24 protein-coding genes and 1 tRNA gene are annotated in these 24,964 nt (G+C 41.9%); 21 read left to right on the top strand and 4 right to left on the bottom strand.

Annotated features, from left to right (window positions below):
• The first annotated feature begins 48 nt into the window (after positions 1-48).
• The 5 genes from V5804_RS08075 to V5804_RS08055 all read left to right on the top strand — a co-directional run bounded on the left by V5804_RS08075 (position 49) and on the right by V5804_RS08055 (position 4,276).
• Positions 49-1,521 carry a M28 family metallopeptidase gene (locus V5804_RS08075; RefSeq protein ID WP_369590871.1) on the top strand — a complete coding sequence of 491 codons (1,473 nt, stop codon included), beginning with the start codon at positions 49-51 and terminating at the stop codon, positions 1,519-1,521.
• A 2-nt stretch (positions 1,522-1,523) separates the two neighbouring features.
• Entirely contained in the window at positions 1,524-2,576 is a 1,053-nt protein-coding gene (locus V5804_RS08070; protein ID WP_369590870.1) for a spore photoproduct lyase family protein, read from the top strand.
• An 8-nt stretch (positions 2,577-2,584) separates the two neighbouring features.
• Positions 2,585-3,100, top strand: a complete 516-nt coding sequence (locus V5804_RS08065) for a DinB family protein (protein ID WP_369590869.1) — start codon at positions 2,585-2,587, stop codon at positions 3,098-3,100.
• Between the two features lie 70 nt (positions 3,101-3,170).
• Complete coding sequence (locus V5804_RS08060) at positions 3,171-3,758, top strand: DUF4202 domain-containing protein (RefSeq protein ID WP_369590868.1); 588 nt, start codon at positions 3,171-3,173, stop codon at positions 3,756-3,758.
• A gap of 95 nt (positions 3,759-3,853) precedes the next feature.
• Positions 3,854-4,276 (top strand): OsmC family protein, encoded by a 423-nt coding sequence (locus tag V5804_RS08055; protein ID WP_369590867.1) that lies wholly within the window; start codon positions 3,854-3,856, stop codon positions 4,274-4,276.
• A gap of 62 nt (positions 4,277-4,338) precedes the next feature.
• Here the strand turns inward: V5804_RS08055 and V5804_RS08050 are convergent, their stop codons facing one another.
• Entirely contained in the window at positions 4,339-5,433 is a 1,095-nt protein-coding gene (locus V5804_RS08050; RefSeq protein WP_369590866.1) for a serine hydrolase domain-containing protein, read from the bottom strand.
• Between the two features lie 169 nt (positions 5,434-5,602).
• On the opposite strand from V5804_RS08050, the gene V5804_RS08045 reads away from it, so the two are divergent.
• A complete protein-coding gene (locus V5804_RS08045; protein WP_369590865.1) occupies positions 5,603-6,589 on the top strand; it encodes an acyl transferase in 987 nt (328 codons plus the stop codon).
• A 294-nt stretch (positions 6,590-6,883) separates the two neighbouring features.
• Positions 6,884-7,531, top strand: a complete 648-nt coding sequence (locus V5804_RS08040) for a PH domain-containing protein (protein ID WP_369590864.1) — start codon at positions 6,884-6,886, stop codon at positions 7,529-7,531.
• Between the two features lie 3 nt (positions 7,532-7,534).
• On the opposite strand, the gene V5804_RS08035 is transcribed toward V5804_RS08040, so the two are convergent.
• Together V5804_RS08035 and tyrS are read right to left on the bottom strand one after the other, a co-directional pair.
• Positions 7,535-7,825: a hypothetical protein gene (locus V5804_RS08035; protein ID WP_369590863.1), complete on the bottom strand. Its 291-nt coding sequence runs from the start codon at positions 7,823-7,825 to the stop codon at positions 7,535-7,537.
• Between the two features lie 22 nt (positions 7,826-7,847).
• Positions 7,848-9,128, bottom strand: coding sequence for a tyrosine--tRNA ligase (gene tyrS, locus V5804_RS08030; RefSeq protein WP_369590885.1), 1,281 nt, complete (start codon positions 9,126-9,128; stop codon positions 7,848-7,850).
• Between the two features lie 122 nt (positions 9,129-9,250).
• Here tyrS and V5804_RS08025 point away from each other — a divergent pair, with 122 nt between their 5' ends.
• The 14 genes from V5804_RS08025 (at position 9,251) to V5804_RS07960 (ending at position 24,767) form a co-directional block, all read left to right on the top strand.
• On the top strand, positions 9,251-9,922 hold the full coding sequence (locus V5804_RS08025) for a hypothetical protein (protein ID WP_369590862.1): 672 nt from the start codon (positions 9,251-9,253) through the stop codon (positions 9,920-9,922).
• 144 nt (positions 9,923-10,066) lie between these two features.
• On the top strand, positions 10,067-12,019 hold the full coding sequence (rpsA, locus tag V5804_RS08020; RefSeq protein ID WP_369590861.1) for a 30S ribosomal protein S1: 1,953 nt from the start codon (positions 10,067-10,069) through the stop codon (positions 12,017-12,019).
• Between the two features lie 264 nt (positions 12,020-12,283).
• Positions 12,284-12,826: a bifunctional pyr operon transcriptional regulator/uracil phosphoribosyltransferase PyrR gene (pyrR, locus tag V5804_RS08015; RefSeq protein WP_369590860.1), complete on the top strand. Its 543-nt coding sequence runs from the start codon at positions 12,284-12,286 to the stop codon at positions 12,824-12,826.
• A 4-nt stretch (positions 12,827-12,830) separates the two neighbouring features.
• The gene (locus tag V5804_RS08010; protein ID WP_369590859.1) at positions 12,831-13,763 is read left to right on the top strand and encodes an aspartate carbamoyltransferase catalytic subunit; all 933 of its coding nucleotides are present in this window, start codon (positions 12,831-12,833) and stop codon (positions 13,761-13,763) included.
• 298 nt (positions 13,764-14,061) lie between these two features.
• Complete coding sequence (locus V5804_RS08005; protein WP_369590858.1) at positions 14,062-17,112, top strand: tetratricopeptide repeat protein; 3,051 nt, start codon at positions 14,062-14,064, stop codon at positions 17,110-17,112.
• 3 nt (positions 17,113-17,115) lie between these two features.
• Positions 17,116-18,954 (top strand): hypothetical protein, encoded by a 1,839-nt coding sequence (locus V5804_RS08000; RefSeq protein ID WP_369590857.1) that lies wholly within the window; start codon positions 17,116-17,118, stop codon positions 18,952-18,954.
• A gap of 37 nt (positions 18,955-18,991) precedes the next feature.
• Positions 18,992-20,077, top strand: a complete 1,086-nt coding sequence (locus tag V5804_RS07995; RefSeq protein WP_369590856.1) for an SPOR domain-containing protein — start codon at positions 18,992-18,994, stop codon at positions 20,075-20,077.
• Entirely contained in the window at positions 20,077-20,787 is a 711-nt protein-coding gene (locus tag V5804_RS07990; RefSeq protein WP_369590884.1) for a MotA/TolQ/ExbB proton channel family protein, read from the top strand. The genes V5804_RS07995 and V5804_RS07990 overlap by 1 nt, the downstream gene beginning before the upstream one ends.
• Positions 20,784-21,182, top strand: coding sequence for a biopolymer transporter ExbD (locus V5804_RS07985; protein WP_299291205.1), 399 nt, complete (start codon positions 20,784-20,786; stop codon positions 21,180-21,182). Before V5804_RS07990 ends, V5804_RS07985 begins: the two co-directional genes overlap by 4 nt.
• Positions 21,183-21,998, top strand: coding sequence for an energy transducer TonB (locus V5804_RS07980; protein ID WP_369590855.1), 816 nt, complete (start codon positions 21,183-21,185; stop codon positions 21,996-21,998). It abuts the gene before it with no gap.
• A 119-nt stretch (positions 21,999-22,117) separates the two neighbouring features.
• Positions 22,118-23,422 (top strand): folylpolyglutamate synthase/dihydrofolate synthase family protein, encoded by a 1,305-nt coding sequence (locus tag V5804_RS07975; protein ID WP_369590854.1) that lies wholly within the window; start codon positions 22,118-22,120, stop codon positions 23,420-23,422.
• Positions 23,423-23,560: 138 nt separating this feature from the next.
• A tRNA-Pro gene (locus tag V5804_RS07970) sits at positions 23,561-23,634 on the top strand.
• 310 nt (positions 23,635-23,944) lie between these two features.
• Positions 23,945-24,286: an Arm DNA-binding domain-containing protein gene (locus V5804_RS07965; protein ID WP_369590853.1), complete on the top strand. Its 342-nt coding sequence runs from the start codon at positions 23,945-23,947 to the stop codon at positions 24,284-24,286.
• A gap of 4 nt (positions 24,287-24,290) precedes the next feature.
• The gene (locus V5804_RS07960; RefSeq protein ID WP_369590852.1) at positions 24,291-24,767 is read left to right on the top strand and encodes a phage integrase SAM-like domain-containing protein; all 477 of its coding nucleotides are present in this window, start codon (positions 24,291-24,293) and stop codon (positions 24,765-24,767) included.
• On the opposite strand, the gene V5804_RS07955 is transcribed toward V5804_RS07960, so the two are convergent.
• Positions 24,754-24,964 (bottom strand): transposase (locus V5804_RS07955; protein WP_369590851.1); only part of this gene is annotated, 211 nt, incomplete at its 5' end. The two genes, V5804_RS07960 and V5804_RS07955, sit on opposite strands and share 14 nt — an antisense overlap.

The raw sequence follows: 24,964 nt of genomic DNA, 5'->3' as shown, positions 1-24,964 counted from the left end.
TTCAGCAAATTTCAAACAAGCTCTTAAACTAAAACCAATCCTTTAACCATGAAAAAAATATTTACCATACTTCTTTTAGCAGGCATTTTTGGGCGAAGCTTTGGCCAGCCTGCTTCTAAAAATGTTTCGGCCGTCAACCCGCCAGGATTAGGATTGATAAAAGAAGCAGACATCAAAAAAGACATTTTTGAACTGGCGGGAGATGCCTTCCGCGGAAGGCGTGCCGGAACTTTGGACGAAATGCGTTCTGCCGTTTGGGTAGCGCAAAAAGCCTTGGAAGCCGGGCTGAAACCTGCCGGAGACGACGGTACGTACTTCCAATTTTATAATATTAAAAGAACAGTTACCGGCAGCAACGGCACGTTTTCTATCAACAATAAAAACCTGGAATTGTGGAAACAGGTTTGGCCAACGCAACCCGTAGAAACGCATTTAAACGGCGCAGTTTTGTGGCTAAATTCTATGGCAGACACAACCAAAGATTTAACCGGAAAAATTGTGGCGGTGAAAATTGTGCCGCCGTCGCCGCTACCAGTTTCGTGGATGAGTTTGTGGGGATTGCGTTACACTTCCCTCGCCGTGCGCCAGCAAAGTTTGGCTTTACGCCGAAAAGGTGTGGCAGCCATTATTTTAGTGGCCGATCAGCAAACGGAAGCCTCGTTGGGTTTTGTAGGCCATAATTACCAGGAAGGTTTGTACCAGTTGGAAGGAACGCCCGCTTCAACCCAAAAACCAATTCCGGTGATTGTTACGCTGGGTTCTTTTGCAGGAGATTTTCAACAGGCCAATGCGATGGTTAAAGCAGATTTTAGGGTGGAAGTTTCTATGTATCCATCGGTAAATGTGGTGGCAAAAGCAGCAGGAACGGATGTTGCTTTGAAGAACGAATACGTGTTGTTTAGCGGCCACCACGACCATGATGGCGTTGGCGTTCCGGTTGACCGTGATTCCATTTGGAACGGTGCCGATGACAATGCTTCGGTAACGGTTGGGATGCTGGCCATCGCCCGTGCTTGGTCGGCCAAACCGGGGAAACGTTCGGCTTTGTTTGTCTGGCATGGTGCTGAAGAACGCGGTTTGCTGGGTTCGCGTTGGTATGCCGCACATCCAACCGTAAAAAAAGAAGACATTGTAGCAGTTTTAAACGGCGATATGATTGGACGGAATGCGCCTGATTCTGCGGCTTTGCTCGGCACAACTTCCCACAAAAACTCTACGCAATTGGTGGATATGGCCATGAAAGCCAACCAACAGCAAACGCATTTTAAGGTTGATTTTTCCTGGGACGATGCCAAGCATCCCGAAAACTGGTATTTCCGCAGCGACCATTTGCCTTATGCGCAGGCTGGCATTCCGGCTATCTTTTTTACCACTTTGCTGCATCCCGATTATCATACGCCAAAAGACGAACCTTCGCGCATTGATCTAATTAAATTAACCAAAATGGCCAAGTGGATGTATGCGACGGGATGGCTGGTTTCGCAAACACCGCAAAAACCAATGTTGGATAAACCGCAGTAGTTATGCCCGATTTTAATCCCAAACAAATTTTATACACGGCAGATGCGCTGAACGACCGCGCCAAAGAACTGGCCGGACGATTTCCTGATGCAACCATGCAGGAAGTGCAGCAGCACAACAAGCTGCCGGATATGGGTTTGAAACATTACAAAGCCAAATCGGATTTGCTGGTTTTGGGGAAATTGAAAACAAAAACGATCCGGGAAAGCGGCCGAAGTTCTGATTTTATCGCGCCGAGTTTGGCCAACGGTTGCTACGGCGGTTGCGCGTATTGTTATGTTGACCGCCATAAAGACATCAACCCAATCACGATTTTTACCAATGTGGATGAGATTATGGCAGCGGTTGACCGGCACGTGATGAAGCAGCCCTGGCCGAAAATTCCAAATCAAACTGACCCGGTTTTTTATACTTATGACGTCGGTTGCAACTCTGATCTTTCTGTGGATTACGCCATTTCTAAGAGCATAAAAGAAGTATTGCAATTTTACAAAAACCATCCGCGCGCCAAAGCCACTTTTGCCACCAAGTTTGTAAACCGCGATTTGCTGGAGTTTAATCCGGAACGAAAAGTGAGGATTCGTTTAAGTTTGATGCCTGTTGAAATCAGTAAATTAGTTGATGTGCGGACAGACAGTATCGAGAAAAGATTACTGGCGATCAATGATTTTTATGATGCCGGTTATGATGTACACGTCAACTTTTCGCCGGTAATTGTTTATAACAAGATCGGAAACCAAACCCGCGACTGGCGTAATGATTACCGCGAATTGTTCAGGCAGTTAAACGAAGCCGTGCGCGAGGATGTAAAAGTGCAGATGCAATGCGAAGTGATTTTTTTAACGCACAACGAAGCGCAGCACATTGTTAACCTGGGCATCAACCCAAAAGCCGAAGATTTGTTGTGGATGCCCAATTTCCAGGAAACCAAACAAAGCCAATTTGGTGGCATCAACATCCGTTATAAAGTGCAAATGAAAAAAAGGATGATTGACACGTTCATCAATATTTTGATGGAAGAAATCCCGTGGTGCGGCATCCGTTATATTTTTTAGATTAAGTGATGGCAGAAACCCAACAACCGGAAGTTTGGCTTCGCGGTCCAATTCATGATTTTCCTGTTTTACTTCAGCCCATCGCTTTTGCGCTGCTGCAAGCGCAGGAAGATGTGAACAAAATGATGTTTGGTTTCCCTAATGATTTACTTTACGAACGTCCCGGCGGCGCAGCTTCCCCGGCTTTTCACCTGCAACATTTAAGCGGCGTTTTAGATCGGATGTTTACTTATGCCGAAAATATGATGCTAAAAGAAGCACAGTTAGTCTGGCTTCAATCAGAAGGAAAAATTCAGGAAAAACCAAATTCTGTTGATGAATTAGTCGGGGTTTTCAACCGGCAAATCGAAAATTCCCTTCAAAAATTGCAACAAATAAATTTACATACTTTAACGGAACCAAGAACTGTTGGCCGCAAACATTTGCCTTCTACCGTTTTTGGTTTGCTTTTTCATGCCGCGGAACACACGCAGCGGCATGTTGGCCAGCTTTTGGTAACGGTTAAAGTTTTGAAAGCCCGTTAGAAAATTATTTTCGGCACCAATTTTTGCCTGATAAAAACAGCATTCCGTCCAAACTTTTATATATTTAAAAATGCCCTCACCAGAAAAATTAGAAGAAGCATTTGCGAAGTTCGACGCTTACAACGCAACCGACCCAAATCAGGAAGTTTTTGAACGAAAAACCTGCGCAAAAGAAGTATTGTATGCCGAACGGATGACGAAGAAGCTAAACGATTACGCGCCAAACGCACCGGAATACATGCAATTGGCCGTTCGTTGCCAGCATATTGGCCGTTGGGAAATTGCGCGAAATGCTTACCCAATGGATCGTGCCGGTTATTTAATGTGGCGGAGCCAGCTCAAATTGCACCATACCAAAATTGCCGAACCAATTTTGAAAGCTTGCGGTTATGATGCCGAAACAATTGAAAAAGTAAAAGCTTTATTACTGAAAAAACAACTCAACCAAAACCCAGACACGCAATTGATCGAAGATGTAATTTGCTTAGTTTTTGTGGAATTTTACTTGGACGATTTTGCCAAACAGCACAGCGAGGAAAAGATGGTTGATATTTTAAAGAAAACGCTGAAAAAGATTTCGCCGCGTGGGATTGAGGAAGCCTTGAAAATCAATATGACGGAACATGTAAAGGAATTGATTTTAAAAGCCGCCGCCTGAGAATTATCATTTGAGTGTTGAATGCAAATAATACGTCAAACAAAAATTCGTAATTACTGCTTTTATCAGCATAAAATTTAAAAGTTTAAACACGTATGAAAAGAAATGCAACCGCCGTTTGGAACGGTACCGGAAAAGATGGAAAAGGATTAGTGAGCACGCAAAGCGGCGTGCTAAAAGACAGCCAATACTCGTTTAAAACCCGTTTTGAAGATGGCATTGGCACCAACCCGGAAGAATTGATTGCTGCGGCACATGCAGGCTGTTTTTCCATGAAATTGAGTTTTAATATTTCTGCGGAAGGCATTACGCCGGAAGAAATCACGACCAAAGCAGCCGTAAACCTGAACCCGGAAAAAGGCGAAATTGATACCATCCATTTAGATGTAAAAGTAAAAGCAAGCGGTTTGTCTCAGGGAAAATTTGAGGCTTTGGTGGCCGATGCCAAAGAAAATTGCCCGGTTTCTAAAGTTTTAAAAGCAGCAGAAATTACGGTCAGTTCTGAATTGCTTTCTTAATTTTTAAAAATAGATTTGATGAAAAGTGAGGCTGGAAAGCTTCACTTTTTTGTTTGTGATAATTACTTTTTCTTCAATAATTTATATTTGACTAGAAAACTGTTTTTACATTTTTGATTTTTTTTATGTCCAAAGGCAGGTATAATATATTTTGCTAAAATATCAAAAGCTTGTTTTGCTTTCCAGATGCCATAATTCCCTTGCGTAAATACAACAACGAGGTCTAAACTTTTTATAATCATAATATATTGTCCTCCATTTCCAGAAGCAAAAACAATATTTTCAGAAAGCTTTTTTGTTTTAAGTCGTTCATTGTACCAGTAATAACCATAATTAGTTGGTTGGGGAAAAGCAATTTTACTTTTACTGAATTTTACAAAAGAGAATTGAGGAATTGGAATAGTTGCCGTGGTTGATTCTTTAATCCATTTTGCAGAGACAACCTGTTTGCCTTTGTAAACTCCATCATCTCTTACCAACATTCCAATTTTCAACATGTCTCTTGGTTTAATATAAAACGATCCCGCTGTCATGCCATTTCCAGATGAATCTACTGTCCATTTGTAATTCGTAATTCCCATCGGATCAAACAGGTTATGTTTTGCAAAATTCATTATAGAAGTATGAGCAACATTCCTGATTATACCACTAATAATCATGGGATTACAAGAAGTATAAGCCCAAACTTTTCCCGGTTCATTATTCATAGGTAAGGCTAAAGAAAATTTCACCCAATCTTTAGTTGTGGTCCTGTTATCCTCACAATTCTTGGTATCGTTAAATTCCTCACAATCCAAACCAGATTCCATCTCCAACAAGTTTTTAATTGTTATCTTCTTTTTTCTTTCATCATTTTCAAAAATTTGTTTGTTTTCAGGAAAATAAGTGTACACTTTTTGATCTACATTTTTAATTAAACCCTTGTCAATAGCAATTCCAATCAGCAAACTCGTTACTGATTTAAATGATGATCTGGAATCATGTAAGGAGTTTTTATTAAATCCGCTAAAGTAATGTTCATACATAATGTTGCGACCTTTAGAAATTAATATACTATGAATGTTTGGGTATGTACTCTTTTCTACTTCTGCTGTCAAATAATTCATTAATGCTTCTTGCTTTTTATTATAAACTTGGCTAACAGCTTTTAAATGCATTAGAACCAATAGTACAATTACGAAGATTATGTTTTTCACGGGATTTTGAATCAATTGCTCAAAGTAAGATTTTAAAATAGAAATTTTAATAAGTTTATTTTAAAGCAATAATTTACTAACTGAGCCTGATACTGTTTTTACAACCTAAATTTCTGGTTTATCTTTGCAAATGATCCTCCCGCAGCAAAACGCCATTTTTTCTATTGCAAACGAAGCAGATTTTTTAGAAACTGCTTTGCATGTTTTTCGTTTTCAGGCCGAAAATTGTGCGGTTTACAAAACGTATTTATCGCACCTAAAAACCAATCCGCAGGAAATAAAAACGCTGGAGGAAATACCTTTTTTACCGATTGAATTTTTTAAAACGCATTCAGTTCTCAGCCAAAATCAAAAACCGGAAGTCGTTTTTACAAGTTCGGGCACAACCGGAATGACGACAAGCCAACATTTGGTTACCGATGTTTCCTGGTATCAAAAAAGTTTTCGGCAAGGTTTTGAATTGTTTTACGGCGACATTAAAAATTATGCTTTTCTGGCGCTGCTGCCTTCTTACCTGGAACGTTCGGGTTCTTCGCTAATTTATATGGTTGAAGATTTGATTGCGGGAACGGAAAACCGAGACAGCGGTTTTTACCTGCACAACAATGAAGAATTGTACCAGAAACTCATCCATTTGCAGCAGCAAAAACAGCCAACAGTTCTCATCGGTGTTACGTTTGCTTTGCTGGATTTTATCGAAAAACACCAAATTAATTTCCCGGAATTAATCATTATGGAAACCGGCGGGATGAAAGGCCGGCGCAAAGAAATGATCCGCGAAGAACTGCATGAAACGCTTTGCCGTGGCTTTGGCGTTCCGGTCATCCATTCAGAATACGGCATGACGGAATTGCTTTCGCAGGCTTATTCTTTGGGCGAAGGTTTGTTCCGTTGCGTTCCCTGGATGAAGGTTTTGGTCCGCGATACCAACGATCCGTTTACTTTGCTTCCAACAGGAAAAACCGGCGGCATCAACGTGATTGATCTGGCCAATATCAACTCCTGCTCGTTTATTGCCACGCAGGATTTGGGCAAGATCCAGGAAAACGGCGCTTTTGAAGTTTTAGGCCGCTTTGATTTCTCGGACATCCGCGGCTGCAATTTGCTGGTTGGCTGATGCTTCTTTTATCGTGCAAAAATTGGTGTTGTCATCCTGAACTTGTTTCAGGATCCCTCTTCCAAAATTACAGCCTTTCTGAGGGGATGCCGAAAAAATTTCGGCATGACTAAATGCTTCTTTTACCGTGCAAAATTTAGTGCTGTCATTCTGAACTTGTTTCAGGATCCCTCTGATATATTGTAGTTTTTCTGATGGGATGCCGAAAAAATTTCGGCATAGCCTAATGCTTCTTTTACCGTGCAAAAATTGGTGTGGTTTATGCTATGTTTGCCAAACAAATTTCACACAAAAATGATCGAACAGTTTCTGAAAGACCAGCAAGAGCCGAAAGCCGTTGAAAAAGTTTATTCCCGTTTAAACGATTTGCTGAACAGCGGCGAAGAAATTATTTACATCGCTGTGCAAAAGAAACCGCTGGTGAACATCACGCCGGATTGTGTGGCCATCACCAACAAACGTATTTTCTTTTTTACGGCCGCCAACCTCGGGCTTTCGATCAAATTCATGGATTTTGTGTGGAAAGATGTGGTCGAAGTAAAAATTAAAGAAGAACTGCTGGGCGCGGTTTTCAGCATTAAAACGTTGAACGGCGCCGAAACCAGTGTTGATTTTTTGCCGAAAATACAAGCGCGGAAACTGTACCAATACGGACAGGAACGCGAGCAGGCCGAACGCGAAGAACGCCGCCAACGTGATTTGGAAGAAAAACGTGCAGCTTCGGGAACGATTCACGCTGATTTGCCGCGGTTTGCTTCAACCCAAAACCAGCCGGAACCAATTGCGGCACCAAAACCACTTGAAACGCCAAAACCTGCGGAAGAAGTGAAACCAGATGAACTGACGGCAAAATTGAAAAAGTTAAAAATGCTTTTTGACAATGGTTTGATTACGCAGGAAGAATACAACCAGAAGAAAATGGAGTTGCTGAGTGAGTTGTAGGCATTAGCGACTTAATCCTATTAACATCGTCGAAATCAACACCAAAACGATCACCACAAAAAATAACAATTGTATGGTTTCAATTTTACTTTTGTTGATTTCAGAATAAAACTCAGTTCTCAATTTAGAAAGTTCCAGCCTTCTTTCAAAATCAGCATTACTAATTGTAATTTCTGATTTTCGATTCGGTTGCTTTTCAATTTTAGTTTCGATGTATTCTGTTATGGTTTTAGCTTCCTGTTCGCCAACCTTTTCCTTTAATATTTGAAACAATTGAATGTCTGAAACTTCCATATTCAAATTTAAAAAAATACAATTACTCCGCAACCAGCAAAAAGTAATTCTTCTTCCCTTTTTGCACCACCAAATATTTTTGGTTGATCAAATTTTGTGTGGTAAAAACAGCATCAGGCAAAACTTTTACTTTGTTGATGGCCACACCGCCGCCGGCAATCATCTTTTTCGCCTCGCCTTTGGATGGAAAAGCTTTTGCTTTTTCGGCCAATAAATCTACAACAGCAACGCCTTGTTCCAGTTCGGTTTTGTTGATGAAAAAGTTTGGAACACCGGCAAATAAAGCTTCCGTTTCTTCATGGCTCAGTTCGTTCAAAAATTCAATCCCAATGTTTCCAAATAAAAACTCGGAAGATTTGATGGCTTTATCATATTCCACTTCGCCATGAACACGTACCGTAATATCTTTTGCCAACGCTTTTTGTAAGCTACGCAAATGTGGCGTGGCGTTGTGTTCGGTTTCTAAATCTTCGATTTCCTCTTGGTTCAGCAATGTAAAAATGCGGATGTAACTTTTGGCATCTTCATCACTAGCATTTAGCCAAAATTGGTAAAATTGGTACGGTGATGTTTTTGCAGGATCGAGCCAAATGTTGCCACCTTCGGATTTACCAAATTTACTGCCGTCGGATTTTTTGATCAATTGTGTGGTCAAGGCAAAAGCTTCGCCTTGGTCTTTCCGGCGGATCAATTCGGTTCCGGTAACCATGTTTCCCCATTGGTCCGATCCGCCCATTTGCAACACGCAATTGCGGTTTTTCCACAAATAGTAAAAATCGTAGCCTTGTATTAATTGGTAAGAAAACTCGGTGAACGACATGCCGGTTTCGCCTTCCAAACGTTTTTTCACCGAATCTTTCGCCATCATGTAATTTACGGTGATGTGCTTTCCGGCATCGCGGATAAAATCCAAAAACGAGAAGTTTTTGAACCAGTCGTAATTGTTTACGATCTCGGCTTTGTTTTCGCCGAATTCAAAATTTAAAAGTTTTTCCAACTGCTTTTGGATGCCGTTTAGGTTATGCTGCAAAACTTCCGCAGAAAGTAAATTTCGTTCCTGAGATTTCCCGGAAGGATCGCCAACCATGCCCGTTGCGCCGCCAACCAGCACAAAAGGCTTGTGGCCGGCGCGTTGGAAATGAATCAGCGTCATGATTTGCGCCAGACTGCCCACATGCAAAGAGTCAGCCGTCGGGTCGAAACCAATATAACCCGAAACCATGCCGCTTTGCAATTTTTCTTCCACGCCTGGCGTGCTGTCGTGCAGCATTCCGCGCCAGCGCAACTCATCCAAAAAATCTATCATCATTTTGTGTTAAAGGCGGCAAAGATAACAGAATCAGACAAAAGCAATTTTACTGCGATGCTTCTTTTATCGGGCAAAAATTGGTATAAACTTCGTTCCGTTTTGTATATTTACAGGTAATGAACTTTTTATCGCATTTTTATTTCGACCGCAATTGCACCGATGCCTACCACGTGCTGGGCAGCGTGATGCCCGATTTGCTGCGGAATGCCGATAAACAAGCGCAAATAAAACCCGAACGCTTGCCCAAACAAAGCAACCCGGCCGTTAATTCTATTATTTTAGGCTGGAAAAAGCATTTAGAGATTGACCGCCATTTTCACTCGTCGGATTTTTTCAATTATCATGCACATCAACTCAAATTATTAATGGTTCCGGCGTTGGTTGGTTCTCCGGTAAAACCCTTTTTTTTGGGGCACATTGCGCTGGAACTGATCCTGGATAATTTGCTTTTGACCAGCCGTACTGTTTTTGCCAATGATTTTTACGATCATTTAAAAAACGCGGAAGAAGTGAATATTTCCAGGTTTTTAGCTTTGAATGGCGTTGATCCACAGAAATTCCTTTCTTTTTATGCTGTTTTTATCAACGAAAAATACCTGCACTCGTACACCAAAACCGATAGCGTTGCTTATGCTTTAAAGCGTGTTTGTCAGCGCATTTGGAAAAACCCATTTACGGTTTTGCAGGAACAAGCTGTTGCAGAAGTGGTTAATGCGTACATCAACATTCTTTCTGCCGATTTTATGCAAGTTTTTTGGGAGATGGATGCGCTTTTGCAAGAAGCATGATCCGCAAACGCAAAAAAACAGCACCTTTAGAAATAAAATCACCTAAAAATCAATGAAATAGCTTAAATATTTTTTTGATGCAACTATTAATTTTTTATTTTTGCGGTTCCAAATCATTTTTGGGAAAAGGAGATAAATTATTTAATGGCAAAAAAACAAGAAGCAGAAAAAGAACTACAAGCAAAACAAGCTGAACTTCAGGATGGCGGTTCACGCCTTTTTGAAAAAGAAAACATTGAATCAGAAGCTGATTCGTCCCTGATCGAAACGATCAAATCCAGTCTGGCGCAACCCGCTGCCGATTTTGACTGGGATGCAGATGAAAAGAAATTCGGAAACTACTCCAACGAAGACCGCGAAAAAATGGAACATCTTTACGATGGCACATTCCACTCCATTACCAAAGGGGAAATCATCAGCGGCACCGTGGTTACCATCAACTCAAAAGACGTAGTATTGAACATCGGTTTTAAATCTGATGGTTTGGTTTCTGTGTCTGAATTCCGCGACATGCCGGATCTGAAAAAAGGCGATCAGGTGGATGTTTATGTTGAGTCTCAGGAAGATGCGAGCGGACAGTTGGTGCTTTCGCGCAAACGTGCAAAAACCCAACGCTCTTGGGAACGCATTAACGAAGCTTTGGAAAAAGACGAAATCATTGAAGGTTATGTAAAAAGCAGGACCAAAGGTGGTTTAATTGTAGATATTATTGGTGTTGAAGCCTTTTTACCAGGCTCTCAAATTGATATTAAACCTATCCGCGACTACGATATTTACGTAGGCAAAACGATGGAGTTTAAGGTGGTTAAGATCAACCACGAATTTAAAAATGTTGTCGTTTCTCATAAAGTATTGATCGAGGATGATTTGGAAAACCAAAAAACCGAGATTGTTGCGAAATTGGAGAAAGGACAAATTTTGGAAGGAACCGTTAAAAACATTACCGATTTTGGTGTATTTATTGATTTGGGCGGCGTTGACGGTTTGCTGCACATTACCGATATTTCCTGGGGCCGTATCGAGCATCCACGCGAAGTATTGTCATTAGATCAAAAAATCAATGTGGTTGTTTTGGATTTTGATGACGAGAAAAAACGGATTGCTTTAGGTTTGAAACAATTAACGCCGCACCCTTGGCAAAGCCTTTCTCAGGATATCCAAATCGGTTCGCACGTAAAAGGCCGTATCGTTACGGTTGCTGATTATGGCGCTTTCCTGGAAATCATTCCTGGAGTTGAAGGTTTGATCCACGTTTCAGAAATGTCTTGGTCTCAAAACTTACGCAGCCCGCAAGAATTTTTGAAAGTTGGCGACGAAGTGGAAGCACAAGTGTTAACGTTAGACCGTGATGACCGTAAAATGTCTCTCGGTATCAAACAGTTAACGCCTGACCCTTGGCAACAAGCTGCTACCAAATATCCGGTTGGCAGCCAGCACAAAGCTGTGGTTAAAAACATGACCAACTTTGGTGTTTTTGTTGAACTGGAAGACGGCATTGATGGTTTGATCCACATTTCTGACCTTTCTTGGTCTAAAAAAGTAAACCACCCGAACGAGTTTACCAAAGTTGGCGAAACATTAGACGTTGTAGTTTTAGAATTGGACGTTGATAACCGCAAACTGAGCTTAGGCCACAAACAATTGGAAGAAAACCCTTGGGATACTTTTGAAACCATCTTTAACGTAGATTCTGTACACACCGGAACCGTAATTAAAGTTACGGACAAAGGTTCTGTGGTTGCCTTGCCTTACGGTGTGGAAGGTTTTGTGCCGACAAAACATGCTATTAAAGAAGACGGCCAGCCGTTAAAAGCAGAAGAAGTTGCTGAATTCAAAGTCATTGAATTTAACAAAGACAGCAAACGTATCGTTATTTCACACTCACGTATTTGGGAAGATGCCCGCGCAGACGCCCGTATGGAAGAGTTTGACAAACGTAAAAAAGAAGCCAAAGCTTCAACCGTTGCTGTTAAAAAAGTAAAAGATTCTGTAGAGAAATCAACTTTGGGTGATCTTAGCGTTTTGGCTCAGTTGAAAGAGCAAATGGAAGGCGCAGAAAGTGATGCCCGTAAATCCGGCAAACCGGAAGATAAATAATTAAATCTCCTTTTTAAATACAAAGCCTCTCCTTTTTGGAGGGGCTTTTTTTGTGGCTGTGGTTTTTGCTGATGCTTCTTTTATCGGTATAAAATCCGGCTTGGTCATTTTAAACTTGTTTCAGAATCTCTCTTGAAAAGCCTCAACTTTATAGTGAGATGCCGAAACAAGTTCGGCATGACTAACCAGATGCTTCTTTTATCACCCTAAAATCAGTGTGAGGTTTTCAAATAAATTCCTATTTTTGCCGAAATCCACCCGGAAATGCAAAACTTAACCCTGCTCGACGGCCCGAAATTCCAGATCACCATACAACGTCTTTGCAGGCAGTTAATCGAAAACCATAACAATTTTTCTGATTCTGTCATTCTGGGAATTCAGCCACGCGGCCCCTTTTTGGCCAAACGCATCGAAGCAGAATTGAAAAAAACGTTGCCTGAAGCAGCTATTTTTTCCGGCGATCTGGACATTACTTTTTACCGTGATGATTTCCGGAGAAGGGAAAACCCCTTGGTTCCAAACCAAACCCGAATAGATTTTATCATCGAAAATAAAAAAGTGATTTTGGTTGATGACGTTTTGTGGACGGGAAGAACCATCCGTGCCGCCATGGATGCGATGCTGGCCTTCGGCCGACCGCAAAAAGTGGAATTGTTGGTTTTGGTGGACCGAAGATATTCGCGGCATTTGCCCATCGAGCCGGATTACATTGGCATTCAGGTAGATTCAGTGGCTTCACAAAAAGTAATTGTAAGCTGGAAAGAAGCCGACGAAGCAGACAAAGTGGTTTTGTTATCAGAAAAATAAATCAATGGCCGATCAGCAAAAACTAAGTTCCCGACATCTTTTAGGCATCAAAGACCTCAACCGAAACGACATTGAACTCATTTTTGAAACGGCCACCAATTTTAAAGCCGTTTTAAACCGCCCGATAAAAAAAGTCCCTTCCCTGCGCGATGTAACCATTGCCAACATCTTTTTTGAAAATTCTACCCGCACGCGTTTATCTTTCGAGCTGGCGCAAAAAAGGCTTTCGGCAGATACCATCAATTTTGCGGCCGCTTCTTCTTCGGTCAGCAAAGGCGAAACGCTAATTGATACCGTCAACAATATTTTGGCGATGAAAGTAGACATGGTGGTGATGCGGCATCCTTACGCCGGCGCCGGTATTTTTTTGTCGCGGCACATTAAAGCACAAATTGTAAATGCCGGCGATGGCGCGCACGAACATCCCACACAGGCTTTGCTGGACGCTTTTTCTATCCGCGAAAAATACGGCGAAGTAAGCGGCAAAAAAGTAGTGATTGTGGGCGATATTTTGCACTCTCGCGTTGCCTTGTCTAACATTTTGTGCTTGAAACAATTAGGTGCCGAAGTGATGGTTTGCGGCCCTACGACTTTGATCCCTAAATTTATCGGTTCTTTGGGCGTGAAAGTAGAACACAATTTAATTAAAGCGTTAAACTGGTGCGATGTGGCCAACATGTTGCGCATTCAACTGGAGCGGCAGGACATTAAATATTTCCCGTCGCTGCGCGAATACACGATGCTTTACGGCTTGAACAAGCAAATTTTAGATTCGCTGGACAAAGAAATAACCGTGATGCACCCAGGACCGATCAACCGCGGCGTTGAAATTACGAGCGATGTGGCCGACAGCAAACAATCTATTATTTTAGACCAAGTTGAAAATGGTGTTGCGGTGCGGATGGCGGTACTTTATCTTTTGGCCGGGCAAATGTAAGTAGGGCCAGTTTGAATTCTGTGCTATTTATTTCCGATGCTTCTTTTACCACCTAAAAATCATTGGGTTTCCAAGTTTTTTCTATCAACATAAAAGTACAAACACCAATTTTATAGGCATAAAAGAAGCATCATGGATTATGATGAATATAATTTAAACAGCCTCATCGTATTTTTTCAAAATTAAAATACCAGCAAAGCTTTACCGTCGTTACACCTACTGTTTTTATGCCCTAAAATTTTGTACGCGGTAATTAACCGGAAGCTACTTAATTTAGCGGCCTCGTTATGCAACAACTATGATCAAAGTACTATACGTTTCCATTACGCTGCTTTTTTTAACCACCTTTTCTTCTTTCGCACAGCAATCTGCTTACTTTAACCTCAACCGTAATTATAACGATGCAATGGAATTGCTGGACAAAGGCAAATACGTTGCCGCGGCAGAGCAGTTTCGCCAGGTTGAAATCCCCAGAAACAAAACCGGTAACCAGCCGCTTTTTGAATCGGAAACTTCGTTGCTGAAAGAAAATTCGTACTACTACGAAGCGGTTTGTGCGTTGAATCTGGGCAATGAGGACGCGGAAAGTATGTTCCGTCGTTTTATCAAAGAGCATCCCGAAAACCCGTTGGCAAAAGTAGCGTACTTCCAAATAGGAAAATCATATTTCAAACAGGAAAAATATGAGGATGCGTTGAAATGGTTTGATTTGGTGAAAGCGCCGGAACTGACCGGCCGCGAAAATGCCGAATATAAGTTTGATAAAGGTTATTCGTACTTCGAGCTAAAAGATTACAAAAACGCACAGTTAATTTTTAGTGAGATTAAGGACCGGAAAACGCCTTATTCCGAAGATGCCACGTACTATTTCGCTTACATTGCTTACCTCAACAAAGATTACCATTTGGCGTTGCTCAACTTCGAGAAACTCAAAAACTCTAAAAAGTACGAAGCCAGCTATCCGTATTATATTTCCGCGGTTTATTATTTGGATAAACGTTACGATGATGTGATTGCTTACGCCGTTCCAATCGTCAACACCACGAAACAGGTTAACGAGACGGAAATGTTGCGCATTATTGCCGCTTCTTATTTTGCTAAGGTTGATTATCCAAATGCGATCACGTATTACGAACGCTTTCAGGCCGGCGATCAAAACAAAACCCAGAACAACCAGGACAGCTACCAAATGGGTTACGCTTATTTTAAAACCGGCAACAATCCAAAAGCTGTACGGGAACTGGAAAAGTTGATTGACAAAAGCGATGTGTACAGCCAGAACGGAAACTACACTTTGGGCAACGTTTTTTTGAAAGTGAACAACAAGCAAAGTGCGCGCAATGCTTTTCAGGTTGCTTCACGGCTGGATTTCGACCGGCAATTGCAGGAAGATGCTTTGTACCAATACGCCAAATTATCCTACGAATTGCAGTTTAACAATCAGGCACTGGAGGCTATCCGTTTGTACATCAAAAATTATCCGCGTTCCGCAAAAATTACGGATGCCAAAATTTTGCTGAGCCAGATCCTGCTTTCAACCAGCAATTACAAAGAAGCGGTTGATATTTTGGAATCCATCCCCAACAAAAATGAAGCGGCAAAAGAAGCATACCAAAAAGTTACGTATTACCGCGGCTTGCAATATTACAACGAACGTGCTTTTGAAAATGCGATAGGCATCTTTTTACGGTCGTTGAAATATCCGGTTGATGATAAAATTGAAGCGTTGACGACTTACTGGATGGCCGAATCCATGTATGAAGTGCGCAAGTACGGCGAGTCGGTGGATAACTTTGAAAAGTTTTTGGATATGCCTGCGGCGAAGCAAACCAGCGTTTACAATTATGCCAATTATGCTTTGGGCTATGCTGCTTTTGGCGATGAAAAATATCAAAAGGCGGCCAACAATTTTGAACGCTTCATCAACGGACCGGAGCGCGACAAAAACACGGTGAACGATGCGACACTTCGTTTAGGCGATAGTTATTTTGTGTTGAAGAACTACAGTCGGGCAAACGAATATTACAACCGCATTTTGTCGCAACACGCGCAAGGCGAAGATTACGCTTTGTTCCAGCGCGGCATGATCCAAGGTTTGCAAGGCAGTTTGGATACCAAGATCAGCACGTTGCAGGGTTTGTTGCAGCAGTTCCCAAATTCGGATTATGCGGATGATGCCAGCTTTGAAATGGCTTATACGTACTTCCTCAAAAATAATGGCGACCAGGCACGGACAGATTTAACGGCCATGATCCAGAAATATCCGCAAAGCAGTTATGTGCCGCGCGCTTTGGTTACCATCGGTTTGATTGATTACAACGCCAACCAAGACGAGCCGGCTTTGGAAGCTTTCAAACGCGTGGTCAAAGATTATCCATCTACCGATGAAGCCAAGCAATCGCTTCGCCAAATCGAAAAAATTTATACCGATAAAGGCGATGCCAAAACTTTTATTGATTACGCGGCCACCACGCCAATCGGAAATTATAGTTCGGCGCAGCAGGACAATATTATGTTTACGGCTGCCAACAATTTGTACCTGCGCGGCGATTTTGCAGGGGCTGTAAATGCCGTAAATGCTTATTTCGATAAATTCCCGAAACCGGTGAACGACAAGCAGGCGCATTTTATCCGTGCCGAAAGTTATGTTAAAATTAACCACCCGGAGGAAGCGGTTTCGGATTACAACTATATTTTGAACGACTGGACGAGTGTTTATACCGAGAAGTCGCTCATCAGCATGTCGAACCTTTATTTGAAGCAAAAGAAGTACAACGAAGCAGTGGTTTTTTTGAAACATTTGGAAACCAATTCGGAATACAAGGCTGATTATTCTTTCGCCATCAACAACTTGCTCCTGTCCTACTCGGAAATGCAAATGCCGGACGATGTTTTGAAATATGCCGCATTGGTCCGCGCCAACGAAAAAGCATCCGAAGAAGATAAATACAGAAGCGGTTTGTATGCCGGCAAAGCGTACCTGCAAAAAGGCGATACCACCAGCGCCAGCAAAGAATTTAATTATGTGGTGAACAACACGAAAACGGTTGCCGCTGCAGAAGCAAAATACAATGTGGCCAACTTAGAATATTTGCGCGGTAATTATAAAACTTCGCAAAAAACGTGTTTTGATTTGATCAACAAACTGGGCAATTACGATTACTGGGTGGCCAAAACTTTCATTTTGCTGGCCGATAATTACGTGGCTTTGAAAGATAACTTTCAGGCGAAAAGTACTTTGCAAAGTGTGATCGAAAACTACAAAGGCAACGACGAGGTTTTGCCCGAAGCCAAAGCCAAGCTGGCCAAACTGAACAACCAAACCACCAACACCAAGAAAGAGAACTAAGCAATGAAGTTAAAATATATCCTTACCGTTTTGTTATTTAGCCCAATGCTTCTTGCGGTTCCTGCATTTTCGCAACAAAAACCGGCACAAAAAAAGACGGCTCCGGCAAAAACGAATAAAAAACCAGCAGATAAAAACAACAAAACTACGCCAGTTAAAACCACAACCCATACCAAAAAAAGTATGGTAAAAATAGCATCGGCGGACACGACGAAAAAAGGTGGAAATGCTGCGCCATCTAAAAAAGCCGACGAGCAACAAAGTAGTTTGAGCGAAGAAATTGTGGTAACCAGTGCTTACAAACCGGTTTTGGCCGATGCCGTAAAAATCCGCAGAAACCCAAATTTGGATGAAAGGCAGGATGTAAAACCTCATTTTGCTTACACCAATTTGCTGGACAAACGTTTGGAAAACACGACAGGCATTAGTCAGTTGGAGGCGATACAAATCCCAAAATCGGCCGATGACACGTTGTATAACAATTATGCAAAAGCGGGAATCGGAACTTTAAACACCACTTTTGGCGAATTGTATTTAAACAACGGCCGTGATCCGGCTTTGCAATACGGCGGCTATGCTAAGCATTTCGCACAAAACGGAAGCCTGCCAAAACAAAATGCCAGCCGACAGGAAGTGGGAATTTTCGGAAAAAGTGTGGGTGACAACAACAGCGTGAGCGGCCGGATTGATTACACACGCCGCAGCAATTATTTTTATGGTTTCGATCAGGACAACCCGCCTTCCAACTTGATTCCCGGAAAGCAGCATTTTAATGTGATTGAAGGTGAAGCAGAAATCGCCAAAAATTTTAAGGATGTAGAAAATGACTTTGTTTATGCGGCAAAAATCAGTGGTTACGCTTTTAGCAACGCTTATCAGGCTAAAGAAAACAATTTGCTGGTTGACGTTTCCATCAATCAAACCGTTAAGCAATTTTACGCCGGTTTAAACGCTTCGCTGGATGTGAGCAGCACGAAAGACAGCTTGTACAACATCAGCAATAATATTTTGCGTGCCAACCCATATTTAAAGTTGCAGGGCGAAAACTATAAAATTGATGCCGGTGTAAATCTCACTTCCGAGTTTGGCAACCGTACCAGTTTTCACATTTTCCCGGCAGCAAAGGTTGAGTTTCAGGTAATCCCGAAATATGTGCGGATTTTTGGGGAAGCCCGGGGCGATGTGGATAAAACTTTGTTGCGCAACTTATCGGAACAAAACCCTTTTTTAGACCAAAACATTGACATTAAAAACTCGATTGACCGGCTGACGATTAGCGCGGGTTTAAAAGGAACGGCCGCGCCGGGTTTGGGTTTTAAAGCTGCTTTTATCCGCCAAAGCATTACCGGTTTGCCTTTGTTTGTGAACAATTTTAATTTTAGCAGAGGCCAGAACAAGTTTTTGGTGATTTATGACGGCGGAAAATCTACGGTAACCGGCTTCAACGGCGACCTGGATTTTAAAGCATCAGAAACCGTAGATGTGTTTGGAAGATTAGAATACCGCAAATACAAGTTGGCAACCGAAGCACAACCCTGGAACCTGCCAACCACAAAACTAACCGCCGGAACCAACATCCACGTCAACAAAAAAATAACGGTAAACGGAGCATTGCTCATCCGCGGCGAAACGAACGACCGGCTTCCAACCTCGGCAACGGCTTACCGCATAGTTACCCTGCCTTCTTTTGCTGATTTAAGCGGCGGTATTGATTATAAAGTTGCCAAACGCTTTTCGATTTTTGCCCAGGCCAACAACTTGCTCAACAATAAATACCAAACTTATTTGTATTATCCAACAGTCGGATTTAATATCTTTGGCGGTTTAAGCGTTAGTTTCTGATTTTGATGTTGTTTAGTTTACCCTTATTTTTAACCGGATGGATGTAGCGGCTTATTTAAAAGAACTGCTTAACCGGGAACGTGCTGTTTACGTTCCGGGTTTGGGTACTTTTTTAACGCGGAAATCGGCCGGCGTTTACAACCGGGAACGGCAACAATTTTATCCCCCTAAAAACAGCATTGATTTTTTTGAAGAAGAAAAACAGGACCAATCGCTGGAAAACTACATCAGCCAACAAAAAAATATTTCGCCTGTTGCTGCCCGGTACTTTATCGAAAAATTTGTAGAACAGGTGCAAAATTCGGCACGCACCAAAAATATACCGGTAAAAGAAGCATTGTTCCCGGCGGAGGCAGAAGCGGTTGAAAATCCTAACCTCGCCCCTGCTTTTGATATGGAAAACTTTGGTTTGCCGCCGGTCAGTCTTCCTCTCCGCAGAAAACCAACCGAACCTGCAGAAAAAGAATTGGTGCCGGAATCAAATCCGATAGCAGCTATTAACCAGGAATTTTCAAACATTTCGGAAGATGAAGAAACTGTGCCTAAAAGAAGTACCGGTTTCTGGGCTTCGGTATTGCTGCTGCTTGCCGTAAGTGTTTTTGGCTGTTATGCTTTGTATTTGTACGACCCGGATTTGTTCAGCCGTTTTTCTGCGAATCAACCTGCGGCGGCTGTTGTTACCAAACGAATCGCTGCTGATTCAACCAACAAAAATATAGTGGTAAAAACAGTATCTACAAAAGATACTTTAACCAAAAAAGCCGCCGTTGATACACCGGCAAAAGATTCGACAGCAATTGCAAGAACGGTGCCGCCGGTTTTAAAACCGGCAGTAAAAGATTCGGTTGTTTTGGAAACAGCAGACGCAGATTTGGTAGCCAAATCGCCTTACGAAATCATCGGTGCTTCTTTCAAAACCTTAAATGGCGCCAAAGCTTTTTTAAACCAATTGAAAGCGAAAGGAATGCACCGCGCCAGAATATTGAGCAACACAGCAGGCAAACAAAAATTGATCACTTTTGGATCTTTTACGGATAAACAATCGGCACAGGCAGCGTTAGAAAAACTGCAGGCAAGAGACCCGCAATCAGAAGCATACATACAACACTACATAATTAAATGATGTTATTATTTTTTCAGGCAACAACCGATACGGCTGCAAGGGCTGTGGATACTTTGAACCGGGCAGTACAAGCAGGCGCGGCGCAACCGCACGAACTCCGTTTTGGCGATTTATTGGTTAAAGGCGGCTGGGTAATGGTTCCGATCGGGATTTTAGCCGTATTGGGTTTGGTGATTTTTTTCGAACGCTTTTTTACGATTAGAAAAGCTGGTTTAAACGAAGCCAATTTAATGTCGCAGGTTAAAGCAAATGTGAGTGCCGGCAAACTGGATTCTGCTATCGCTATTTGCCGGAACAGCAATTCGCCGCTTGGCCGTATGTTGCAAAAAGGTTTGATGCGCATTGGCCGCCCGATTAAAGATATTGAAAGCGCCATCGAAAATATTGGGCGGCTGGAAGTTTCACGTTTGGAGAAGAACATTGGCATTTTAGGAATCGTTGCCGGTATCGCGCCGATGTTTGGTTTCTTGGGAACGATTGCCGGTGTAATCAAAATTTTCTATGATATTTCTCAAACGGACAACATCAGCATGGGCGTTATTTCGGGCGGATTGTATGTAAAGATGGTTACTTCTGCTGCCGGTTTGCTGGTCGGGATTGTGGCTTTTGTGGGCTACAACATCTTGCAAATGATGGTGGACAAAGTAATTTTGAAGCTGGAAACCGATTCGGTAGAGTTTATTGATCTGTTAGAAGAACCAAGCAAATGAATTTAAGAAAACGACATCTGCGCGCGCATGCCGAGGTAAATACTTCGGCCATGAACGATATTATGTTCTTTTTGCTGCTGTTTTTTTTGATCGCATCTACCGTTACCAATCCGAATGTGATTAAGCTGATGCTGCCGAAATCCTCTTCCGGGCAAGCGGTTTCTAAAAAAACCATTACCGTTTCGATAACCAAAGATTTGCGTTATTATGTTGATAAAAAGGAAGTTCCGATAGCAGATTTATCGGCTACACTTCAATCCTACAAAAAACTGGCAACAGAATTGACGATTGTTTTGTACGTGGATAAAACCGTTGCGATACAAGATGTGGTGGAAGTGATGGACACCTCGCAAAAACTGAATATCAAATTAGTGCTGGCAACAGAACCGAAGTAAATGGTACATCAGCAGGAAGAAAATAATTATCCGAAAGCTTTTTTGTTCACGGGCATTATCCTGGGGTTGTTTTTGCTGCTTGCTTATCTGATTGTGTTTTCGATGCCGCCAAAACAGGAAGAAGGCACAGGCGGTATCTTGGTGAATTATGGCACCACGGAAGAAGGCATGGGCAACGATTACATGAGCATGGAAGAGCCGTCTGTAGCCGAAAAAGCCAACAAAAGCAAACCCGATAAAATAAAGCCCGAAGCACAGCCAACCGAAAAAGTAAGTGCCGACAACAGCGACAAAAAAGTAGTTACCCAAACTACCGAAGACGCGCCTGAAGTTGCGCCAAACAGTAAAAAGCCCAGCACAACCGTTGCCACAAAAACAGATGTAAAAGAAGCAAAGCCACAGATCAATCAGAACGCTTTGTACAAAGGCAAAAAAAATGACGGCACCGGCGAAGGCGACGGAACCGGCAGCAAACCCGGCAACCAGGGAAAGCCAACCGGTACAACCTTAACCAACAATTACAACGGCACAGGTTCGGGCAATGGCGGCAGTTTGAATATGTCGCAGCGGAACTTTTTAACCAAACCAAGTGTTTCTGATGACAACCGCAGGGCTGGTAAAATTGTGGTGGATATTCGGGTGGATAAAAACGGCAATGTGGTTTATGCGCGCGCCGGTGCCCGCGGAACCACCATCAGCGACAGCGATCTGCTCCAAAAATGCGAAACTGCGGTAATGAGTTCAAAATTAAACGCTTCCGAAAACGCACCGGACACACAAATTGGAACGGTGGTTTTTGTGTTTAAGGTGCAGTAGAAATAGTTGATGGTTAATAGTTCATGGTTCATTACCATAACCTATCAACTATTATCCATGAACAACTAATCCATTGCACAGTCCCATGAACTATTTCCCATGAACCATGAACTCCTACCATGACTTACCAGCAAACGCTTGATTATTTGTACCAGCAACTACCGATGTTTACGCGTGTTGGCACTTCGGCATTTAAAAAAGACCTGACCAATACCTTGCTGCTTTGCGAAAAATTGGGCAACCCGCAGTATCGGTTTAAAAGCATACATGTGGGCGGCACCAATGGCAAAGGTTCAACTTCGCACATGCTGGCGGCGGTTTTGCAAACGGCAGGTTATAAAACAGGTTTGTACACCTCGCCTCATTTAAAAGATTTTAGAGAACGGATCCGGATCAATGGCGAAATGATTTCGGAACCGGAAGTAGTTGATTTTGTTGCGGCGCAGCAGGAAAACATCAACCAAATTGAACCTTCTTTTTTTGAGATGACCGTTGCAATGGCGTTTGATTATTTCGCCCGGCAAAAAGTAGATATTGCCGTGATCGAAGTTGGTTTGGGCGGAAGGTTGGATTCGACCAATGTGATTACGCCGCTGCTTTCGGTAATTACCAATATTGGTTGGGACCACATGAACTTGCTGGGTAATTCGTTGCAGGAGATTGCAGCGGAAAAAGCCGGCATTATCAAACCAAAAGTTCCGGTTGTAATCGGTGAATATCAACCTGAAATTGCCGAAGTTTTTAAGGAAAAAGCTGAACAGGAAAACGCGCGCATCCGTTTTGCTTCAGAAGAATGGGTTTTGCAAAAAGCTGAAAAACCTAATGTCCTTTCAGAATATTTAGAGGTTTTGGTGCAACCGAAAAACCCTTTAGGCGTAGATTTAAACTCGCTTTTTGAATTGGATTTGACCGGAAGTTATCAGCTTAAAAATTTAAAAACGGTATTGTCAGGTTTGGATGAATTACAAAAGCAGGGTTTCAACCTCAATTACGATACTGTTTTTACCGCCCTAAAACAAGTGAAAACCCTGACCGGACTGAATGGAAGATGGCAAACTTTAAGCACACAGCCATTGATTATTTGCGATACCGGCCACAATTTTGAGGGCATAAAAGAAGTATTGGAAAACATTGCTGCAACGCCGCATCAGCATTTACATTTTGTGATTGGGATGGTGAATGACAAAGACAGCAGCAAAATTCTTTCTTTACTTCCAACAAAAGCAACTTATTACTTCTGCAAACCTGATATTCCGCGTGGCTTGGCCGCCGAAACATTAAAAGAGCAAGCCGAAAAGTTTAATTTGCAAGGCACCAATTTTAATACGGTAAAAGAAGCATTGGCCACCGCAAAACAAAACGCGCATTCTGATGACCTTATTTTTGTTGGCGGAAGCACGTTTGTGGTGGCAGAAATTGTTTAGCCAATTTCAGGAAAAATCTACAGGCAAAAATTAAACGCTTCATAATGAAAATTTTAATCTTGCAAGCCTTACTTTTATCAAATTTTTTAACTTTTTATTTTGCATTGCTAATAAAAATCCTACTTTTGCAATCCCAAACGGGATGTAGCGTAGCCCGGTATCGCGCCACATTTGGGATGTGGAGGCCGCAGGTTCGAATCCTGCCATCCCGATAAAAGCGATACCAATCGAGTCGAAAACCCCTTAAGTCGTATGATTTAAGGGGTTTTTCTTTTTATTTCAACCCAAGTTATTCAAGTAAAACCAAAGAAAATGAGACCTATTTGGTTACCCATTTTAAATTCTTACGTTTGGTCACCAAAAGCGTTGTAATGTATTGATAGTCAATTAATGATTAGTTTATTTTGACATATTTTGATACGGTTTGATACCTGTTTTTTTATTCAAACCGGTGCCCCTTTTTCAAGGGACATATCAAATTAGTTAAAACCATGCTTTTGTAAATTATTAATTGAAATAGCTATGAGTACCACAAACAACACCTTCGGCGTTGCTTTTTACCTTAAAAAGCAAAAGACCACCCAAGCGGGAAAATCACCAATTTATGCCCGCATTACTGTAAACGGTAAGCGTATTGAAATATCCGTTAAACGTTCTATTGAGGACAATAATTGGAACGCTACTAAAGGAATGGCCAAAGGAAGCCGGGAAGAAACTGTCAAACTAAATAAGTACCTTGACCAATTCACGGCCGGAATTATCGATAGTTACCAACAGCTTCTATTGCAGAAAAAATTTTATTACCGCAGAACTCTTAAAAGAAAAAGTTACCGGGGGCGATCAGGCCGAGTTTACACTCTGTAAATTAATGGAGTATCATAATTCCGATCAAGGGCAGTTATTAGAGCCAGGCACGATGAAGAACTATTATACCACGCAGAAGTATATTAAAGAGTTCATTAAAGAACGGTTTAAGACCAGCGATAAATACCTGTCCGAGTTGAGTTATAAGTTTATTATTGACTTCAAGTACTTCCTACGTAATAGAAAGCCGGAGAAAGGCCAAAAAGCCCTGAATAACAATGGCTTGATGAAGCACATTGAAAGGTTTTGCAAGATGATTAATCTTGCTGTAAGGTTGGAATGGATAGACCGCAAACCCTTTCACGCTTACCAGTTGAAATTTGATAAGGTAGAACGAGAATATTTAACCAAAGACGAATTGGCAAGAATTGAAGCTAAGAAATTCAACATTGTACGGTTACAGGTAGTTCAAGACCTTTTTGTTTTCAGTTGCTATATGGACTTGCAACAAAAAAGTGGACATTCAGTTAAGCTGCGGTAATTTGTTTGTTTAGTTGTTTTTCAAAGTCGTGTGGTGACATATAGCCCAGGGCAGAATGCGGTCTTTTACGGTTATACCAGATTTCTATATACTCAAAAATTAGTAGAGCAGCTTGTTGCCTGGTTTCAAATTTATTTTGATAAACGCATTCTGCCTTTAGTGTTTTAAAGAAGCTTTCTGCTACCGCGTTGTCCCAG

The sequence above is a fragment of the Mucilaginibacter sp. genome, from assembly GCF_041088075.1.
In the GTDB taxonomy this organism is placed as follows: Bacteria; Bacteroidota; Bacteroidia; order Sphingobacteriales; family Sphingobacteriaceae; genus Mucilaginibacter_A.
This window is presented reverse-complemented; position numbering and strand designations above follow the sequence as displayed.

Coding starts and splice junctions, on each gene's coding strand:
- V5804_RS07975 (WP_369590854.1), top strand. CDS start 22,118: ATGACTTACCAGCAAACGCTTGATTATTTGTACCAGCAACTACCGATG.
- V5804_RS08010 (WP_369590859.1), top strand. CDS start 12,831: ATGGCCGATCAGCAAAAACTAAGTTCCCGACATCTTTTAGGCATCAAA.
- V5804_RS07960 (WP_369590852.1), top strand. CDS start 24,291: ATGGAGTATCATAATTCCGATCAAGGGCAGTTATTAGAGCCAGGCACG.
- V5804_RS08065 (WP_369590869.1), top strand. CDS start 2,585: ATGGCAGAAACCCAACAACCGGAAGTTTGGCTTCGCGGTCCAATTCAT.
- V5804_RS07985 (WP_299291205.1), top strand. CDS start 20,784: ATGAATTTAAGAAAACGACATCTGCGCGCGCATGCCGAGGTAAATACT.
- pyrR (WP_369590860.1), top strand. CDS start 12,284: ATGCAAAACTTAACCCTGCTCGACGGCCCGAAATTCCAGATCACCATA.
- V5804_RS08055 (WP_369590867.1), top strand. CDS start 3,854: ATGAAAAGAAATGCAACCGCCGTTTGGAACGGTACCGGAAAAGATGGA.
- V5804_RS07990 (WP_369590884.1), top strand. CDS start 20,077: ATGTTATTATTTTTTCAGGCAACAACCGATACGGCTGCAAGGGCTGTG.
- V5804_RS07965 (WP_369590853.1), top strand. CDS start 23,945: ATGAGTACCACAAACAACACCTTCGGCGTTGCTTTTTACCTTAAAAAG.
- V5804_RS08050 (WP_369590866.1), bottom strand. CDS start 5,433: ATGCATTTAAAAGCTGTTAGCCAAGTTTATAATAAAAAGCAAGAAGCA.
- V5804_RS07995 (WP_369590856.1), top strand. CDS start 18,992: ATGGATGTAGCGGCTTATTTAAAAGAACTGCTTAACCGGGAACGTGCT.
- V5804_RS08075 (WP_369590871.1), top strand. CDS start 49: ATGAAAAAAATATTTACCATACTTCTTTTAGCAGGCATTTTTGGGCGA.
- V5804_RS08040 (WP_369590864.1), top strand. CDS start 6,884: ATGATCGAACAGTTTCTGAAAGACCAGCAAGAGCCGAAAGCCGTTGAA.
- V5804_RS08070 (WP_369590870.1), top strand. CDS start 1,524: ATGCCCGATTTTAATCCCAAACAAATTTTATACACGGCAGATGCGCTG.
- V5804_RS08005 (WP_369590858.1), top strand. CDS start 14,062: ATGATCAAAGTACTATACGTTTCCATTACGCTGCTTTTTTTAACCACC.
- V5804_RS08060 (WP_369590868.1), top strand. CDS start 3,171: ATGCCCTCACCAGAAAAATTAGAAGAAGCATTTGCGAAGTTCGACGCT.
- rpsA (WP_369590861.1), top strand. CDS start 10,067: ATGGCAAAAAAACAAGAAGCAGAAAAAGAACTACAAGCAAAACAAGCT.
- V5804_RS08035 (WP_369590863.1), bottom strand. CDS start 7,825: ATGGAAGTTTCAGACATTCAATTGTTTCAAATATTAAAGGAAAAGGTT.
- V5804_RS08025 (WP_369590862.1), top strand. CDS start 9,251: ATGAACTTTTTATCGCATTTTTATTTCGACCGCAATTGCACCGATGCC.
- V5804_RS08000 (WP_369590857.1), top strand. CDS start 17,116: ATGAAGTTAAAATATATCCTTACCGTTTTGTTATTTAGCCCAATGCTT.
- V5804_RS08045 (WP_369590865.1), top strand. CDS start 5,603: ATGATCCTCCCGCAGCAAAACGCCATTTTTTCTATTGCAAACGAAGCA.
- V5804_RS07980 (WP_369590855.1), top strand. CDS start 21,183: ATGGTACATCAGCAGGAAGAAAATAATTATCCGAAAGCTTTTTTGTTC.